This is a genomic window from Ruegeria sp. AA6, from assembly GCF_056542865.1.
Genome location: NZ_JBQGAN010000002.1, coordinates 133,704 through 150,733, shown reverse-complemented (window position 1 = coordinate 150,733; position 17,030 = coordinate 133,704). Strand labels below are relative to the sequence as shown.

General features: G+C 56.9%; 16 protein-coding genes. 7 read left to right on the top strand and 9 right to left on the bottom strand.

Going from position 1 to position 17,030, the window contains the following annotated elements:
- Nucleotides 1–95 precede the first annotated feature (95 nt).
- The 3 genes from tig to ACR0LN_RS03725 all read right to left on the bottom strand — a co-directional run bounded on the left by tig (nucleotide 96) and on the right by ACR0LN_RS03725 (nucleotide 4,776).
- Nucleotides 96–1,427, bottom strand: coding sequence for a trigger factor (gene tig, locus ACR0LN_RS03735; protein ID WP_480427866.1), 1,332 nt, complete (start codon nucleotides 1,425–1,427; stop codon nucleotides 96–98).
- Nucleotides 1,428–1,610: 183 nt separating this feature from the next.
- On the bottom strand, nucleotides 1,611–2,735 hold the full coding sequence (locus tag ACR0LN_RS03730; protein WP_480427865.1) for a porin: 1,125 nt from the start codon (nucleotides 2,733–2,735) through the stop codon (nucleotides 1,611–1,613).
- A gap of 304 nt (nucleotides 2,736–3,039) precedes the next feature.
- Nucleotides 3,040–4,776, bottom strand: coding sequence for an NAD(P)H-hydrate dehydratase (locus ACR0LN_RS03725; RefSeq protein WP_480427863.1), 1,737 nt, complete (start codon nucleotides 4,774–4,776; stop codon nucleotides 3,040–3,042).
- Nucleotides 4,777–4,945: 169 nt separating this feature from the next.
- On the opposite strand from ACR0LN_RS03725, the gene ACR0LN_RS03720 reads away from it, so the two are divergent.
- A complete protein-coding gene (locus ACR0LN_RS03720; protein WP_170325301.1) occupies nucleotides 4,946–5,284 on the top strand; it encodes a P-II family nitrogen regulator in 339 nt (112 codons plus the stop codon).
- Between the two features lie 33 nt (nucleotides 5,285–5,317).
- A complete protein-coding gene (gene glnA, locus ACR0LN_RS03715) occupies nucleotides 5,318–6,724 on the top strand; it encodes a type I glutamate--ammonia ligase (protein WP_480427862.1) in 1,407 nt (468 codons plus the stop codon).
- 53 nt (nucleotides 6,725–6,777) lie between these two features.
- Here the strand turns inward: glnA and ACR0LN_RS03710 are convergent, their stop codons facing one another.
- Nucleotides 6,778–8,139: an MFS transporter gene (locus ACR0LN_RS03710; protein ID WP_480427861.1), complete on the bottom strand. Its 1,362-nt coding sequence runs from the start codon at nucleotides 8,137–8,139 to the stop codon at nucleotides 6,778–6,780.
- Between the two features lie 191 nt (nucleotides 8,140–8,330).
- Here ACR0LN_RS03710 and ACR0LN_RS03705 point away from each other — a divergent pair, with 191 nt between their 5' ends.
- Together ACR0LN_RS03705 and ACR0LN_RS03700 are read left to right on the top strand one after the other, a co-directional pair.
- Entirely contained in the window at nucleotides 8,331–9,128 is a 798-nt protein-coding gene (locus tag ACR0LN_RS03705) for a lytic murein transglycosylase (protein WP_480427860.1), read from the top strand.
- A gap of 199 nt (nucleotides 9,129–9,327) precedes the next feature.
- The gene (locus ACR0LN_RS03700; protein WP_480427858.1) at nucleotides 9,328–10,242 is read left to right on the top strand and encodes a hypothetical protein; all 915 of its coding nucleotides are present in this window, start codon (nucleotides 9,328–9,330) and stop codon (nucleotides 10,240–10,242) included.
- Between the two features lie 36 nt (nucleotides 10,243–10,278).
- On the opposite strand, the gene ACR0LN_RS03695 is transcribed toward ACR0LN_RS03700, so the two are convergent.
- Nucleotides 10,279–11,019 (bottom strand): heme-dependent oxidative N-demethylase family protein, encoded by a 741-nt coding sequence (locus tag ACR0LN_RS03695; protein ID WP_480427857.1) that lies wholly within the window; start codon nucleotides 11,017–11,019, stop codon nucleotides 10,279–10,281.
- 123 nt (nucleotides 11,020–11,142) lie between these two features.
- On the opposite strand from ACR0LN_RS03695, the gene dddP reads away from it, so the two are divergent.
- Entirely contained in the window at nucleotides 11,143–12,486 is a 1,344-nt protein-coding gene (gene dddP / locus ACR0LN_RS03690) for a dimethylsulfonioproprionate lyase DddP (protein ID WP_480427856.1), read from the top strand.
- Between the two features lie 4 nt (nucleotides 12,487–12,490).
- On the opposite strand, the gene ACR0LN_RS03685 is transcribed toward dddP, so the two are convergent.
- Complete coding sequence (locus tag ACR0LN_RS03685) at nucleotides 12,491–12,682, bottom strand: hypothetical protein (protein WP_480427854.1); 192 nt, start codon at nucleotides 12,680–12,682, stop codon at nucleotides 12,491–12,493.
- A 223-nt stretch (nucleotides 12,683–12,905) separates the two neighbouring features.
- Here ACR0LN_RS03685 and ACR0LN_RS03680 point away from each other — a divergent pair, with 223 nt between their 5' ends.
- Nucleotides 12,906–14,120 (top strand): bifunctional alpha/beta hydrolase/OsmC family protein, encoded by a 1,215-nt coding sequence (locus ACR0LN_RS03680; RefSeq protein WP_480427852.1) that lies wholly within the window; start codon nucleotides 12,906–12,908, stop codon nucleotides 14,118–14,120.
- A gap of 10 nt (nucleotides 14,121–14,130) precedes the next feature.
- Here the strand turns inward: ACR0LN_RS03680 and ACR0LN_RS03675 are convergent, their stop codons facing one another.
- From ACR0LN_RS03675 to ACR0LN_RS03665, 3 genes are all read right to left on the bottom strand, one after another.
- Nucleotides 14,131–14,469, bottom strand: coding sequence for a hypothetical protein (locus ACR0LN_RS03675; RefSeq protein WP_480427851.1), 339 nt, complete (start codon nucleotides 14,467–14,469; stop codon nucleotides 14,131–14,133).
- Nucleotides 14,470–14,481: 12 nt separating this feature from the next.
- Entirely contained in the window at nucleotides 14,482–15,042 is a 561-nt protein-coding gene (locus ACR0LN_RS03670) for a hypothetical protein (protein ID WP_480427849.1), read from the bottom strand.
- A gap of 140 nt (nucleotides 15,043–15,182) precedes the next feature.
- Nucleotides 15,183–15,515 carry a hypothetical protein gene (locus tag ACR0LN_RS03665; RefSeq protein ID WP_480427848.1) on the bottom strand — a complete coding sequence of 111 codons (333 nt, stop codon included), beginning with the start codon at nucleotides 15,513–15,515 and terminating at the stop codon, nucleotides 15,183–15,185.
- Nucleotides 15,516–15,603: 88 nt separating this feature from the next.
- On the opposite strand from ACR0LN_RS03665, the gene purB reads away from it, so the two are divergent.
- Nucleotides 15,604–16,908 (top strand): adenylosuccinate lyase, encoded by a 1,305-nt coding sequence (gene purB / locus ACR0LN_RS03660; RefSeq protein ID WP_480427847.1) that lies wholly within the window; start codon nucleotides 15,604–15,606, stop codon nucleotides 16,906–16,908.
- The last annotated feature ends 122 nt before the right edge of the window (nucleotides 16,909–17,030 follow it).

The following is a 17,030-nucleotide window of genomic DNA, read 5'->3' as shown; positions in this document are numbered from 1 at the left end:
CCTCACCTCATAAGTACAAAAGCCACCCAACGGAGCCGTCTAATTTAAAGACGGCTCCGCCTTTTTGAGCCCATGCCAAGATGGGTGAAAGAGGATTATTCCTCTTCCAGTGCTTCAACGGCTTTCTGCAGGTCGTCTTTGCTGACTTCCTTGTCGGCAACCTGTGCCAGTTCGAAAACATAGTCGATGACTTTGTCTTCAAAGATTGGTGCGCGCAACTGCTGCTGCATCTGAGCGTTCTGCTGCACGAACTCAAAGAACTGGCGTTCCTGACCTGGGTACTGACGTGCTTGGTTCATGATCGCTTGGGTCATCTCGGAATCGGTGACCTCAACCTCGGCCTTTTGACCCAGCTCAGCCAACAGCAAGCCTAGGCGCACGCGGCGTTCAGCTAGTTTGTTGTGCTCCTCTGTAGGCTCGATCGGATCGTGATCGTGGCCTTCAACCTCAGGGTTTTCCTCGTGCCACAGCTGATGTGCGATCTGTTTGGCTTCGGCTTCAACCAGCGACGGCGGCAGGTCGAACGAAACCTTCTCGTCCAGCGCATCCAGCAGGGCACGCTTCATGACTGCGCGCGATGCACCGTTGTATTCTGCTTCCAGACGCTCGGCGATCTGAGCTTTCAGACCAGCCAGATCTTCGGCACCAAATTTGGTTGCCAGCTCGTCATTGATCTCAGCAGCGACAGGTTCTTTCACTTCTTTCACGGTGCAGGTGAAGACGGCTTCTTTGCCCGCCAGATGCTCAGCGCCGTATTCCTCGGGGAATTTGACGTTCACGTCTTTTTCTTCCTCGGCCTTCACACCAACTAGTTGCTCTTCAAAGCCAGGGATGAAGCTGTTGGAACCCAGAACCAGCGGATAGTCCTCAGCCGAACCGCCTTCGAACTCTTCACCATCCACTTTACCAACGAAGTCGATCACAACCTGATCGCCGTCCTTGGCTTTGGAACCCTTACGACGTGCCTTGAAGTCTTGCGCGGTTTCGGCCAGGCTTCCCAGCGCTTCTTCGATGGCCGCATCGTCAGCTTTGACGACCAGCTTTTCCAGTTCGACGGATTTCAGGTCAACTTCCGGAATCTCGGGCAGAGCCTCATAGGACATCTCGACGTGAACGTCGTCGCCTTCCTTCCAGTCTTCATTGGTCATCTTGACTTCGGGCTGCAGCGCCGGACGCTCACCGCTGTCTTCGAAGTGTTTGTTCATGGCACCGTCGATGCTTTCCTGCATCGCTTCGCCCAACAGACGCTGGCCGAACTGCTTTTTCAACAGTGCCATCGGCACCTTGCCTTTGCGGAAGCCCTTCATCTCAATCTCAGGCTGTGCTTCGACCAGTTTTTCGTTCACTTTGTCGTCCAGCTCAGCCGCGGATACGACGATGTTATAGCCGCGTTTCAGACCTTCGTTCAGCGTCTCGGTAACCTGCATTATGGTAGTCCCCATAGGATTCGGGGCGCGCAAAACGGCGCGCCGGGCAAATTTGACGCCTTCTATTTGCCCTACCGCCCGCGTGCAAGGGGCAATGCCCAAGTCAGCTTTGATTTGCCGCCGATTTGAACAAAAAAACGCCCCGGAGAGAACCGAGGCGCTTTGAATTGAAGTGGTACGTCGTCAGAACTTCCAAATTGCGCCCAAAACCCACGCTTCGTTCTTGTCGAAATCAACGGTATCGTCGAAATCGTGGTTGCGATACTTCAGGTACGCATCGGTATTGATGCTGTCGATCCGCTGAACAACCGCGATACCCCAAGACTTGGTGCTGGAGCCATCGTTCTCGAAGTCCGAGCCATCAAAGTAGTCGATACCAACACCGGTTTTACCCCAGGAGACCCAGTCCCCTTCATAGGCCAATTTGGTGTACCAGTAATCCGGGTCACTTGCCCCCGTCGCGGTATCGTCACGCGACCCGAGAGCCGCTGTAAAGCTGAAACCACTCGGCAGCAGTACCGAGGCTGAGCCGATCGTATCTTTCCGTTCACCCGGGTTATCGTCGAAGTCACGCACCGCGTAGGCAACGCTTGCCGCGAACTCCACTCCATTGGCGAAGGTGTTGCCGTAGTTGATCGCAATGTCGTAATAGTCATCGTCATCGCTGCTGGACAGGATGTTCTGCCCATAGGCAATCGCGGCCGAGAACCCGTTGAAATCTGGGGTGTCATAGCGGATGCGCCCACGACGTGCGCCATCAAAGTTGCTTGCCGAGTCCCCAACGGTGATATCGCTCAGGACACCGTCGGCACCGCGGTAGAAAAAGGCTCCGTTTTCATCGTTGGTAAACGAATACAGGGCAGTTCCTACATAGGACAGGTCTCTTTCTGCGGCCCCGTCGGACGCCATGCTTCCCTGACCGGCCGAGAATTTGCCATACCCACCTTTAAGCGAGAAATCGACATGGCGGATGTCTTCACGAGTCCACCCGTTGGTATTTGTTCCATCCTGGTTGGCCGTTCCGGTGCTTGGCAAACCCAAGCCGGTTTCAAAACGGAACATGAACTCGTTGCTGCCGTAAGGCTGCATCAAGCGCAGACCCACCCGGCTGTTGGACAGGTCGTTGTCCAGTAAACGAGTCTCGGTTTCCTCGCCGTCATCAACAGACACGATCACCGGGTCGAACTGACCATACAACAGCACATAACCGCCGCTGTTGTTTTCGTATTTCAACTCCGCCGCCGCTGGAAGTGCCGTTGTCATAACCAGCATCGCAGCGATTGAGGACAGTTTTTGTTTTTGGGTCATTTCATTCACCTTGAAAATTCCGGCTTTCGATGCTCATCAATCGCGTGCACACAGCCAAAGTACCAGCGGCCACCTCCAATACTTTCGATGTATTGCATGTCTGCCACTCAGAGTACGAAAGTCAGAAGTAATTCCCATTTTAATCAACGTATTATCTGCAGAAAGACCGCAGTCGGAGTCCCCCTCCAAGAGAATTCTGACGTCTAGCCATGCGTCTGGCAAACACTCGCTTTGACTACATCGCAGACCCGTCGGCCAATTGCCGCCGAAGGGTGACTGGATCGGCCAAAACCCGCTCAAGCAATCAAATATTCAATTGTTTAAAAGCTTTAGGCAATTGCTCGGGCAAATCTTCGGCAATCAAACCCGGGCCAAATGCTCGCGCACATTCCACATGCAACCAAGCGGCCGTTTCCGCCGCCTGCATCGCGCTGAACCCTCGGGCAAGAAGCCCAGCAATAAAGCCTGCCAGCGCATCGCCCGCACCCGCAGTTGCCAGCCAAGGAGCCGCGCGCTCATACACAGCCGCGTTAATCGAACACTGCCCATTTGAGGCGGCGATCACCGTGTCCGGCCCTTTGAACAACACCACGCACCCTGCCCTTTCGGCGGCCTCGCGGGTGGCGTCCACCTTGGAATAGGCTGGGCCTTTGGTTGGTACTGCCGCCAGTTTCTCGGCAATGTCCGGGAACAACCGCGAAAACTCTCCGCCATGTGGCGTCAGAACACAGTTTTCGTGGAGTTGAGAGAACAACACCGCCGGATCATCCGCAAAAGCGGTCAAAGCATCGGCATCCAAAACCGTCGCGCGTTTGGCCGCCAGAGCAACCGGTACCAACTCTCGCGAGCGCTCCACTCCCAGGCCGGGACCGAGGCAAAGAGCATTCAGCCGTTCATCTGCCAGCACTCCGGTCAGACCATCAGCGCCTTCAATACGCTGCAACATTATGGTAGTGACCTGAGCGGCAACCTCCAATTGGGCGGATGGAGGCACACCCAACGTCACCAACCCTGCCCCAATGCGCAAAGCACCCCGTGCCGCCAGCCGCGCAGCCCCGGTTTTCGCGGAGCCGCCTGAAAGAATGAGGGCATGGCCGTGGGTGTATTTGTGATGCTGTTTGAATTTGGGCAAACGATAGAGGGGCAGCCCGCCCCATGTTCGCTCGTCCTTCACGCGACCCGGTGACTCAGAAAGGGTCAGAAAGGCAGGGCGACTCGCCCCGGGAAAATGTGTGGGGCCAAATGTGAATGCACTGTCATATGATTCGCCGTTAAAGCGACAACGCTGCTTGGAGATACCGATGTCTTTGACAACAAGCGTGCCACACAAATCTGGCCCTTGCGCCAGAAAATGCCCGGGCTTTGGGCTGTCGAAACACACGGTCAACCGAGCAAAACGGTCGCGCAAAGCGTGCGCGCCGCCCGCGTTGGCAGCCTTGTGCCGCACCCCTGCAGGAACACTGTCTAGCAACTCGCGAGGCCATAGGCTCAAAGGCTCTTGATGCAACACCCGCCCACTGTCCAAACACAAGCCGGATGGGGCGTCGATACTGACCATTCGGTCTGTGTAGTAGTCCCCATCCACACCAGAAAGATGCCGAACGACGTTGAATAATTCACCGTCCAAACCGCGTTTCAGTCCCGTCCCGAACAGAGCGTCAACGTAAAGATCGGCAAAATCACCCTTGCGCATGCCCTGTTCGGTCAGCGGTACAACCTCCCCTGCCTCCAGCCATAGATCGTAATTCACTCGCGCATCCGGCGGCAGCTTTTCGGGATCGCCATACAGAAAAACCTCGACCTCCCACCCCTGCTCCTTCAACAGCCGCGCGACCACAAACCCATCGCCCCCATTGTTCCCCGGCCCGCACAAAACCACAGCCCGGTCAGGTGATTTTGCCAGTTCCGGCCACTCTTCAATGATCGCCTCGACAACGCCCTGCCCGGCCCGCTCCATCAACTCCAGCCCGGTCACCTCACCGGACTCAATCGCGGCCTGTTCGATGGCCCGCATTTGCGCAGCTGTCAGCAATTCCGTCATCACAAATCCCCCGGCGATTCAATTTTGATTAATTTTTGTGCAAGTCGGTTAAAATTTCACCTGCCGCCTATTTTCTCCGCACAAGGGTGCGGCCATTTTCGCAATCAGATTGCCGACCGATCTTAGACGTGTTCAGTGCCATCCTGACAAGTGTTAAAGGGAGCCCGGGATGAAGAAGATCGAAGCGATCATCAAGCCGTTCAAACTGGACGAAGTAAAAGAGGCACTGCAGGACGTTGGCGTCCAGGGCCTCAGCGTGATCGAGGTGAAAGGGTTCGGCCGTCAAAAAGGCCACACGGAACTCTATCGCGGTGCGGAATACGTTGTCGACTTTCTGCCCAAGGTAAAGGTCGAGGTCGTTTTGGATGACGATCAGGTTGATGCCGCAATCGAGGCCATCGTGTCCGCAGCCAAGACCGACAAGATCGGCGACGGCAAGATCTTTGTCTCGCCCGTAGAACAAGCCATTCGCATTCGTACCGGCGAGACCGGTTCGGAAGCACTGTAACAAACCACTCTTCAACTCAGAGGAATAGCAAGTATGAGCAAGGACGCAGTTCTTCAGCTGATCAAGGACGAAGGCGCCGAGTACGTCGACGTTCGTTTCACCGACCCGCGCGGCAAGTTGCAGCACGTGACCCTGATGGCCGACCAAGTCGACGAAGATTTCCTGGACGAAGGCTTCATGTTCGACGGTTCGTCCATCGCGGGCTGGAAGTCGATCGAAGCATCCGACATGAAACTAGTGGTCGACACCGAAAGCGCCTATGTCGATCCGTTCTATGCGGAAAAGACCATCTGCGTTCACTGCTCGGTTGTTGAGCCCGACACCGGCGAAGCCTATGAGCGTGACCCGCGCGGCACGGCGCAGAAGGCAGAAGCGTACCTGAAATCTTCGGGTATTGGCGATGCAGCTTTCTTCGGTCCCGAAGCCGAATTCTTCCTGTTCGACGACGTCCGTTTCTCGAACAGCATCAATAAGGTATCCTACGAAGTTGATGCGACCGACGCGTCGTGGAACACTGACACCGAGTACGAGATGGGCAATATGGGCCACCGTCCGGGCGTCAAGGGTGGCTACTTCCCGGTCAACCCAATCGACGAGGCGCAAGACCTGCGTTCGGAAATGCTGTCGACCATGAAGCGTCTGGGCATGAAAGTTGACAAGCACCACCACGAGGTTGCTTCGTGTCAGCACGAACTGGGCCTGATCTTCGACAGCCTGACCAAGCAAGCGGACGAGCTGCAGAAGTACAAGTACGTCATCCACAACGTCGCACACGCCTACGGCAAATCGGCGACCTTCATGCCGAAGCCGATCGCAGGCGACAACGGCACCGGTATGCACGTGAACATGTCGATCTGGAAAGACGGCAAGCCTCTGTTCGCTGGCGACAAATACGCTGATCTGTCGGACGAAGCGTTGTACTTCATCGGCGGTGTTCTGAAGCACGCCAAGACCCTGAACGCCTTCACCAACCCGTCGACCAACAGCTACAAGCGTCTGATCCCGGGTTTTGAGGCTCCTGTCCTGCGCGCCTACTCGGCTCGTAACCGTTCGGGTTGTGTCCGTATTCCATGGACTGAAAGCCCGAAAGCCAAGCGCGTGGAAGCTCGCTTCCCTGACCCAGCTGCGAACCCCTACCTGGCGTTTGCCGCTCTGCTGATGGCTGGCCTGGACGGCATCAAGAACAAGATCGATCCGGGCGAAGCCATGGATAAGAACCTGTACGATCTGCCTGCCGAAGAACTGGCCGACATCCCGACCGTCTGCGGCAGCCTACGCGAAGCTCTGGAAGCACTGGCGGCTGATCACGACTTCCTGCTGCAGGGCGACGTGTTCACTAAAGACCAGATCGACGGCTACATCGCACTGAAGATGGAAGAGGTCGAAACCTACGAGCACACGCCGCACCCGGTTGAATACGGCATGTACTACAGCTGCTAAGTCAAGCTGTGCACTAAATTTGGGGCGTCCCGCTGCGGGGCGCCCTTTTTCGTTTAGGCGCTGTCGGATCTAACGGGGTCTGTCTGCGCCAACGCGAGATAAGCGTAGATAAGGATCGCAGCGGCAAAGGCGGCAGTGATCCAGAACACCGCCGAGAAAGAGCCAGTCATGGCATAAGCCGTGCTGCAAATCGCCATCCCGAACGTCCCGCCCAGCAACTGGCTGCTGAGCACAATGCCCCCCGCCTGCCCCTGCATCCCCATCGGCACCGACATCATTACGGCGCGTTGTGGCGGCACAAACAGGAATGAAATGGCAATGCCTGACAAAAGCAACCCGGCGTAGATGAACATGTTGACCCCGACTTGCATGCCGGCAGCCATCGCGATCAGACCAATCAGCGTCCCCAGAACTCCTCCTAAAGACGGCAGTCGCGTCCCATAGAGGTCAGCTACTTTTCCGGCATAAGCCGCCGTCAGAACCGGCGGCACGACCGCTGGCAACAAGGCAACGCCGGACATCAGTGGAGATAGTCCAGACACTGTCTGAAAGTACATCGCGCCAAAGACAAAGGTGGCGATTTTCACGAACTGCGCCAGCAGAACGATCATGTTCGATGCTGCAAATGTCCCGTTCGAAAACAGCCGCATCGCGATCAACGGGGCCTGCACGCGCAGTTCGGTCATTACCAAAAGGATCAGCATCACGACGCCAATCGCCAGCGGCCCCAATACATCCAGTCGGCCCCAGCCGCGCTCGGGGCCTTCCATGATTCCAAACACTGTCAAACCAAGACCGCCGACCAGCAAAAGCAGCCCCGCCCAGTCAAAGCCCGGCTCTTCCCGGTGGGGCGGGTCACGCCAATAAATCCAGGTGATACAGGCAACGATCAGGACGATCGGCGGATTGATCCAGAAGATCCAACGCCAAGACAGATAGTCCGTCAGCAATCCGCCAACCACCGGCCCCAGAGCCAAAAAGCTGGTGCCGATGGCCCCATAGATGCCAAGTGCCATACCACGTTCAGCCTCGTCAAAGGACATCGACACAAGAACGAGCGAAAGCGGAAAGATCAACGCGGCCCCCACACCCTGCACGGCTCTTGAAACGACAAGCGCGGTTCCGCTTTGGGCGAACCCCGCCGCAAGCGACGCAAGACCGAATATCAACAGCCCCACCACCACAAGGTTGCGCGTACCGATTGTGTCACCAAGACGACCCGCCGCCCCCGCCAGTGCAGCAAGGACCAGCAGGTATATATTGACCACCCAATGCGACTCCAGACTGCTGAGGCCGACTTCGGATTGGATTGTGGGCAGCGCAACACCCACCACGGTTTCATCCAGCAAGATGACCCCAAGAATTGCGCCCATCGCCCCAAGTATCCACCAACGCCGGTTCACATCTGTACCCATGGGCAATCCACCTTAAACTAATGAATTCCACCTCATAGAACACGCCCAAGGAAAGCTCGGTCAAGGGCGCTGTGGTACAGTGGCCGGCAGAGCCCACCGTTTTCCAAGCTGCTTGGTCATTTCACTTCTATGCGATGATCGGGCCGGTTATCGTATGAATAATCGTCCTTCTGATCGAAAGTGAGTGGCATATGAAACTGTTCATCGCCCCGGTGGCTGCACTGGTCATTTCCATCGCCTCTTCAGGATTGGCTGCATCCTGCGGCAACACAGGTTCAGGCTTTGAGGCATGGAAGTCGAGCTTTGCGAAGCAAGCCCGCAAGGCCGGGGTAAAAAAGAAAGGACTGCAAGCGCTGGCCCAAAGCCAATATGCCACCCGCACTATTGCGGCAGACCGCAATCAAAAAAGCTTTAAATACTCGCTGGACAAATTCATGCGCGTCCGGGGCGCCGACACTATCGTAGCGCAAGGGCGAAAGCGCAAAGCGCGCAACCCTCAGTTTTACGCCGCGTTGGAACGCCAATACGGTGTCCCCAGCGGTGTACTGATCGCCATCCACGGGATGGAAACCGGGTTTGGGAATTTCATGGGCGATAGTCAGGTTGTGTCAGCAATAACGACTCTGGCCTATGATTGTCGCCGATCCGAGTTCTTTATCCCCCATGCCATCGGAGCCCTGAAACTGGTCGATCAAGGCAGCATTACGACGGCCACCAAAGGCGCAAAGCATGGCGAATTAGGGCACACTCAGTTCCTGCCCGGTAACGCGTTGACCTATGGTGTCGATGCCACGGGTGATGGACGCGTCGATTTCTACAATATGACCGATGCGCTGGCCTCAACCGCCAATTTCCTTCGGCAGAAAGGGTGGAAACCGGGCCGTGGCTATCAACCTGGACAACCGAACTTTCAAGTGATCCAGCAATGGAATGCAGCCTCGGTTTATCAGCAGTCCATTGCAATTATGGCAGCCCGAATCGACGGCTGACCTTTGCCACAAACTTGCGCGCGCCCTTCGCAATCCGGCCACATTATTGCCACAGACATTAAACGGCCCCTAAAATGCCTAGGTTTCCAAAGAGTAATCAATCTTAGCGTTTTCTCATTTTTCTCCATTTCTGCCCAAATCTGTCCCATATCCATTGTTAACCTGTTTCCTAAGACAGGATGCGACAAAGGAATGCGCAGTGACTCCGAAGCACAGCTATCACGGTGGTCTTCAATTTAACGGTGAGACCGAAGGCGCGATTGAACGCTTTGGCACAATCGTCGCCGCGACGTTGGAAGACTACGGCCACCTGGTTGAGCGCAAGAACATCCTTAGCGAAACCGAGGCCAGCGTTGTGTCCAGCCAGTATTTGGTGCGCCTGACCTTGGACGTTCAAGTCGCCTGCGCCGAAGACCGGTTCGAACGGTTGGACCGCGCAGTCGGGTTAAAGACCAGCCCCAGACCTATAGTGACTGTACCGAATAACCGGCTGTCGATCACCATCTCGCCCGTCTCTGCCCTGCTGGACGACACCGAGGTTTCTGAGCTTATGCTGGTGGTCATCCTGTATCGTATGGTCGATATCTGCGCGACGCAGCGCGTTGAATGGTTGTCACCCAATACAGTGCTTACCATTGAACAATTTATGAGCGCCTTTGACACTTTAACACCCACCAAATCACGCAACAGAAAACAAATCTTTGAGGCAGTTTCAGGCCCGTTTGCGGGACTGAGCATCAGCGATGACGACGAATTGGAAGAGCCACAAAAAGAGGCGCTGAAACCAGCAGCCCGGCCAATCCAACTGTCGGACGAGCAATTGCTCAACATCGCTTTTCGGACAGAACCAATCGAGCAACCTACTGATGGGGACGCAGACGCACACCCCCTCGACCACGACAAACCCAGCGATATCCTGCGACTTACCACATGGGGATTAACTGGTGCCGTGGCTAGCGTTTCGGTTCCCATTGCGGCCTCCCTCGCCGCAGTTAACCTGATCAAGGGTGAAGATTTTCGCCTTAATACTCAGGTACTTGCCTACTCCGTCGCGATCTCCGCTCTCAGCACAAGCGGAGCGCTCGCCGGTGTCGCCAATGCGTTGGGCATGTAGCACTAAACCAGAAGACCCTCCTTGGAGGCCCCGCCATCAGGCGGGGTTTTCCATTTTTGGCAGGTACTCAGCCTCAAGCACATAGGTGTGGATCGAAAAGACCACCGCCCGCGTTTCCGGCAATCGCAACAGCGTCTGTCGCTCGCTCCGCATATACGGTGCGCCCCCCGGAGTTTTGATATCGCGCGGTTCACTGGCACTACGGGGTTGAAACAGCTCGGCGTCTTCGTACCAAAGCGCGTTGAACCGCCAAAGGGGGCGTCCCGTCTGAATCCCATCAAACAAACGCTGCACTCTGCGCGCGATGCTTTCGTCATAGCTGGCCACCGGAACGTGGATGTCGATCAGTGGGCGCATGAACTTTTCTGACAAACGCCAACTGGCAGGAAAGCACAGGATGGCTCCGGTCAGTACGTGCTCGTCCCCGTGCTTTTGCAGGATGCAAAAGTCTTCTTGTACCAACTGACACAACGTCTCCAGAGGTTTTGCGCGGTCAACATCGACGACTTGCCCATCAGGACGGGTGACATAGTCCGAACTCTCTGGATAGGCATACATCAGGACTAAATCCAAAAGCTCTTGCGCGGCAGGTTCTGCACTTGGATTCAGCGCCAGAACCTCTTCTTTTCGTTGGGCCAACAACTCTGCCCGTCGCCGCATCTGGGAGGCAAATGCCTCATCACAATGCAGCCAGTCATCCATGCTGGCGGGCTGAATGCCCGGCAACGGTCTTGGCGTCAGCGGATCATATGGGATTGAAGTCTGAAGGATCGTCATAGATTGGACCTAGCACCTGTTTGCCCGGTTGTCGGTCAAAAAGCGACCGGTGCACGGTCGCAAACCAAAAAGACGCGAAGCAAATGATTCTCCACGCTGCAAAATCAGGCAGGGAGACCCAGAATGAACCAGCATTACCGCGACAGCCGCAAGATCGACCCGACCAAAGGCGCGACCCTTGGCGACGGCACCCCGAATGAGAATGACCGGATCGAGATCGGCCCAACACAACTGGCCTTTGCCGAATGGGAAGCCGCAGGGCTTGCCCTGCCCGATCTGGCACGGATGCGGGAATATCGCTGGAAGCGTTTGACCAAAGCGATCGTTGATCGCGGCTATGGCGGGCTGCTGATGTTCGATCCGCTGAACATCCGCTATGCCACCGACAGCACCAATATGCAGCTTTGGAACACCCACAACCCGTTCCGTGCGGTGCTGCTGTGCGCGGATGGATACATGGTGATCTGGGACTATAAGAACTCACCCTTCCTTTCGACTTTCAACCCGCTGGTACGCGAACAGCGTTCGGGCGCGGATCTGTTCTATTTCGATCGGGGCGACAAGGTGGATGTGGCGGCCGACGTATTCTCGAACGAGGTGCGGCTGCTGATCGAAGAACACAGCGGTGGCAACAAACGTCTGGCCGTCGACAAGATCATGCTGCACGGCTTGCGCGCGCTTGAAGCGCAAGGGTTTGAGATCATGGAAGGCGAAGAGGTCACTGAAAAGACCCGCGCCATCAAAGGCCCGGACGAGATCATGGCAATGCGCTGCGCCCACCATGCCTGCGAGTCCGCCGTGGCCGAGATGGAGAAATTCGCCCGCGCCAATGTGGGTGACGGCAAAACTTCCGAGGATGATATCTGGGCCGTTCTGCACGCCGAAAACATCCGGCGTGGCGGTGAGTGGATCGAAACCCGCCTGCTCGCCTCAGGTCAACGCACCAACCCTTGGTTTCAGGAATGTGGTCCGCGTATCACGCAAAAGAACGAAATCATCGCCTTTGATACCGACCTGATCGGGTCCTACGGCATCTGCATCGACATCTCACGCACGTGGTGGATTGGTGACGAGAAACCTCGCCCCGACATGGTTTATGCCATGCAGCACGCGCATGAACACATCAGGACCAATATGGAGATGCTCAAACCCGGCGTGATGATCCCCGAGCTAACGGCGAACGCGCATAAGCTGGATGACAAATTTCAGGCGCAGAAATACGGCTGCCTGATGCATGGTGTGGGTCTGTGCGATGAGTGGCCACTGGTCGCTTATCCAGATAAGGCCGTTGCGGGCTCTTACGATTATCCGCTTGAGCCCGGCATGGTTCTGTGTGTCGAAGCCGCCGTGGGCGAGGTTGGCGGCGACTTCTCGATCAAGCTGGAAGATCAAGTGCTTATCACCGAGGACGGGTATGAAAACCTCACCACTTACCCGTTTGATCCACAGTTGATGGGTCAGGCGTAAGGGCTCAGTCCGGCCAGGTTGAGCGCCGAACGTTGCCGTGCCAGTCTTCGGATGGAATGGCGGCTTCGACTGTTGTTGACGCCGCCGGTTTCCAGTTCTGCCCGACGGTGAAACCCAGCACTCCGGTCAATGCGATAATGACCAAAAGATCAGGGCGGAAAACAACGCCACGTGGGGCGGATGCGGTATGTGCCATGTAAGCCTCCTTGGCTTGCCGTTTGTGACAGCTGCAACATGGGGGCATTCGGTGAATAAGAAAAACGAATATTTGCGCGCACCAACATCACAAAATTTGAACTTACCATTTTTCAATTAGCCCCGAATTTTCCTCACCTTCCCGTGACGCTTCTTACAATGGGGTTGAGCCCTCAGACGGTAGCACACAATATTGGGTGCATCCCGATATGTAAGGAAGTGTCATGCCCACCGAACGCATTACTTTCGCCGGCCACGACGGCAACCAACTGGCTGCGCGCCTTGATCTGCCGGATGGGCCGGTGCTGGCGACTGCGTTGTTTGCGCATTGTTTCACCTGTTCCAAGGACATTCCCGCGGCCCGCCGGATCGCCTCCCGTTTGGCCGCTATGGGCATCGCTGTTTTGCGCTTTGACTTCACGGGCCTGGGGCATTCCGGCGGCGAGTTCGCCAACACCACCTTCACCTCGAACGTCGAAGACCTGATCGCCGCCGCACATTTTCTGGCCGGGCGCAACATGGCCCCTGCTCTGCTGATAGGTCATTCACTGGGCGGGGCTGCTGTCCTGCGCGCCCGTGCGGGTATTCCCAGCGTCAAGGCAGTGGTCACGCTGGGCGCACCTGCCGATCCGGGTCATGTCGCGCATCACTTCGAGGACGCTCTGCCGCAGATCGAACAGGATGGCTCGGCCGAGGTCATGCTGGGGGGCCGTCCTTTCCGAATTGGCAAAGCCTTTGTCGATGACATCTCGGAAACCGCTTTGATGCCCGCGATTGCCGATCTGAAGGCCGCGCTGCTGATCCTGCACGCCCCGCGCGATGAAACTGTCAGCATCGACAATGCCAGCACCATTTTCCTCGCCGCTAAACACCCCAAAAGCTTTGTTACGCTTGATGATGCCGATCACCTGATCTCGCGCGCGCCCGACGCCGAATACGCGGCGGATGTGATTGCCGCCTGGGTGAAGCGTTACGTCACCCTTTGCCCGCCAGCGCCGCCTCCGGGTGCCCCCGAAGGCGTCGTACGCGTGACCGAGGTCGACGCCGCAGGCTTCCTGCAAGACATCCAGTCCGGCCCCCGGCATCACGCCGTAGCAGATGAGCCCGAGTCTTACGGCGGCACCGACAAGGGCATGTCGCCCTATGGGTTTGTGTCCTCTGGACTGGGTGCTTGCACATCGATGACGATCCGCATGTATGCGCGGCGCAAACGGTGGCCTCTGACAGGTATCACCGTCGACGTCTGCCACAATAAGGTACACGGGCAGGATGCGGGGTTGGCCGGAGATGGCAAAATTGACCAGTTCCGGCGAAAAATCCGTCTTGAGGGCCCGCTGGATCAGGAACAACGGGCCCGTCTGTTGGAAATTGCCGATAAATGCCCCGTTCACAGAACGTTGGAAGGGTCAGCCCACATTACAACTGAATTGCTGGCCTGACCCGCATAACCTATCGCCGCGGCCTGGGTGCAGGACGATGGATCGGAGGCCTTGCCGTCGGCGGGCGCGCCACTGGTGGACGCGGTCGCGATGGGGGTTTTGCAATTGGTGGCTTTGGCCTTGCCGGAGGTTTGCCTGCGGGCGGCTTGGGACGCGGGGGGCGGTCAACGTCAATATCCACGTCAACATCGCGCCGGTAATAGTCGTTCCACAGCATCGAGTCATAGAACGGGTCATACCCGTAACCGTAGCCAACCCCGACCGACACGCCATCGCAGGCAGACAAGGTGAAACCTGCTGCCCCAAGCCCCAGGGCGAGGATGACACGTTTGATGCGTTTGGTAATCATCTGCGCCCCTCCTTACTGCAAAGCCCGAAACGACGCGAAAACGGCGTTCAAGTCGTCCGTATAGGCCGGATCGGCCCCATTGCGCAGGATAGCCACAACCACGGCCACACGACCGTTTGGCAGATCGATCACTGTGGCGGTAAAGTTGATGCCGCGCCCATCACGCGTACCGGTACCCCGGATCACCCGCGCGGGCAAACCGCCGATACGGGTATCAGAGGTGCTGGAGATTGACGGATCTTCGACCAGAAACTTGTCAATATCCTCTAGATACCGCAGCCCGCCTTCAATCGAGGCGACACCAGAAGGAGAGACAAACCCCATCCAGACATTATCATCCGTCACAGGCCGTATGGCCATGACACGTGCGACCGCGCGGAGGTCACCCAGTTCGGTGTCCTCAATCTCACGCGGGCCGCCCGTGCGCACGGCCCAGAAGTCTGGTACGGCAAAGCTGAATAACGCGCGACCTGAATCCGTATAGGTGACCGGAGTGTCCGCCGATGCCGGAGCCATAGCACCCAGCCAAAGGGCCGCACAGGCGGCTAGGGTTGAGCCAGTAACAATACGCATATCTTAATAACCTGATGATTTCTTTGGTACAGATTGAACTCTATCAACCGGTTTTGTCCAGTATCACTTGAGTGGGAAAAATCTTATGCCTTTCCCAGAGCGTTGTTCAGGCTTGATACTGGAAAGAAGGTTTAACCCTATCAATCCACAAGTTTCCCGTCAGTGGCATCGCCATTGTCATCGACAAACCGGATTTCGTCGCCGTTCCTTTGCACGTCGTAGCAGGCCCACAAATCCGACGGAGGCCAAAGCGAACAATACCGATCCTCGCGCACCGCCCAGCGCCCCGAACTGGGGCTGCCCGAGTAATACTGGGTCAGCATTGTATCGTCGAAGGTCTGCCAAACACCGTTCCCGTAATCTAGCTTTTGGCCGGTCAAAGCCGCCAGAATCTGGTCTCCGGTCAGCGCTCGGAACTCGTCTGCGGCCAAAAGGCCGGGCCAAAGGGCCAAAATCAGGGCAAACCGTCTCATACCTGCACTCGTACCTTGTTCCTTGGGGATTGCGGGTTTAAACCGCCCGCGAACGCCCTATCCCAAGCACAAAAAGGTCTCGCCGCCAATGATTCCACGTTATTCCCGCCCCGACATGGTCGCCATCTGGTCGCCCGAGACCAAGTTCCGCATCTGGTACGAGATCGAAGCCCATGCCTGCGACGCCATGGCCGATCTGGGCGTGATCCCGCGCGAAAATGCCGAGGCCGTTTGGAAAGCCAAGGATGTGGAGTTCGACGTGGCCCGCATTGATGAGATCGAGGCCGTCACCAAACACGACGTCATTGCCTTCCTCACACACCTGGCCGAGCATGTCGGCAGCGAAGAGGCGCGATTTGTCCATCAGGGCATGACCAGCTCGGACGTGCTGGACACCTGCCTGAACGTCCAGCTGACCCGCGCCGCCGACTTGCTGATCGCCGACCTCGAAGGTCTGCTGGCTGCCCTGAAACGCCGCGCAATAGAACACAAAGACACAATCCGCATCGGCCGCAGCCACGGAATCCACGCTGAACCCACCACCATGGGCCTGACCTTCGCGCGTTTTTATGCCGAGATGGACCGCAACCTGTCACGTATGCGCGACGCCCGTGCCGAAATCGCTACCGGCGCGATCAGCGGTGCCGTCGGCACCTTTGCCAACATCGACCCGCAGGTCGAGGAACATGTTTGCGACAAGCTGGGGCTGGTGCCCGAGCCGATCAGCACTCAGGTTATCCCGCGCGACCGTCACGCTGCCTTCTTTGCGACCTTGGGCGTAATCGCCAGCAGCATCGAAAACATCGCCATCGAAATTCGCCATATGCAGCGGACCGAGGTTCTTGAGGGGGCCGAGTTCTTCTCGATGGGTCAGAAAGGCTCCTCGGCGATGCCGCACAAGAAAAACCCGGTCCTGACCGAGAACCTGACCGGTCTGGCCCGCATGGTGCGCGCAGCCGTGATCCCGGCGATGGAGAACGTGGCGCTCTGGCACGAGCGTGACATCTCGCATTCCTCGGTCGAACGGATGATCGGCCCGGATGCCACGATCACGCTGGACTTTGCACTGGCCCGCCTGACCGGCGTGATCGACAAAATGCTGATCTTCCCCGAGAACATGATCGAAAACATGAACAAGTTCCCCGGTCTGGTTATGAGCCAGCGGGTTCTACTGGCCCTAACCCAAGCCGGTGTCAGCCGTGAAGATGCCTATGCCATGGTTCAGCGCAACGCGCTGAAGGTTTGGGAACATCGCACCGATTTCAAAGAGGAACTGCTGGCCGACCCCGACGTTACCGCCGCGCTGAGCCCGGAAGAGATCGAAGAGAAATTCGACCTCGGCTATCACACCAAGCATGTCGACACGATCTTTGCCCGCGTGTTTGGCGAATAATCCCTGACGTTTCAAACGCTTCAACGGGCCCGGTTCGCTTGACGCGATCCGGGCCTTGTTCTTTTGCCAGACGGTGCAAATTCGGCTATGCTACAAAGGCATTTCCTAACCGGAGAAACATC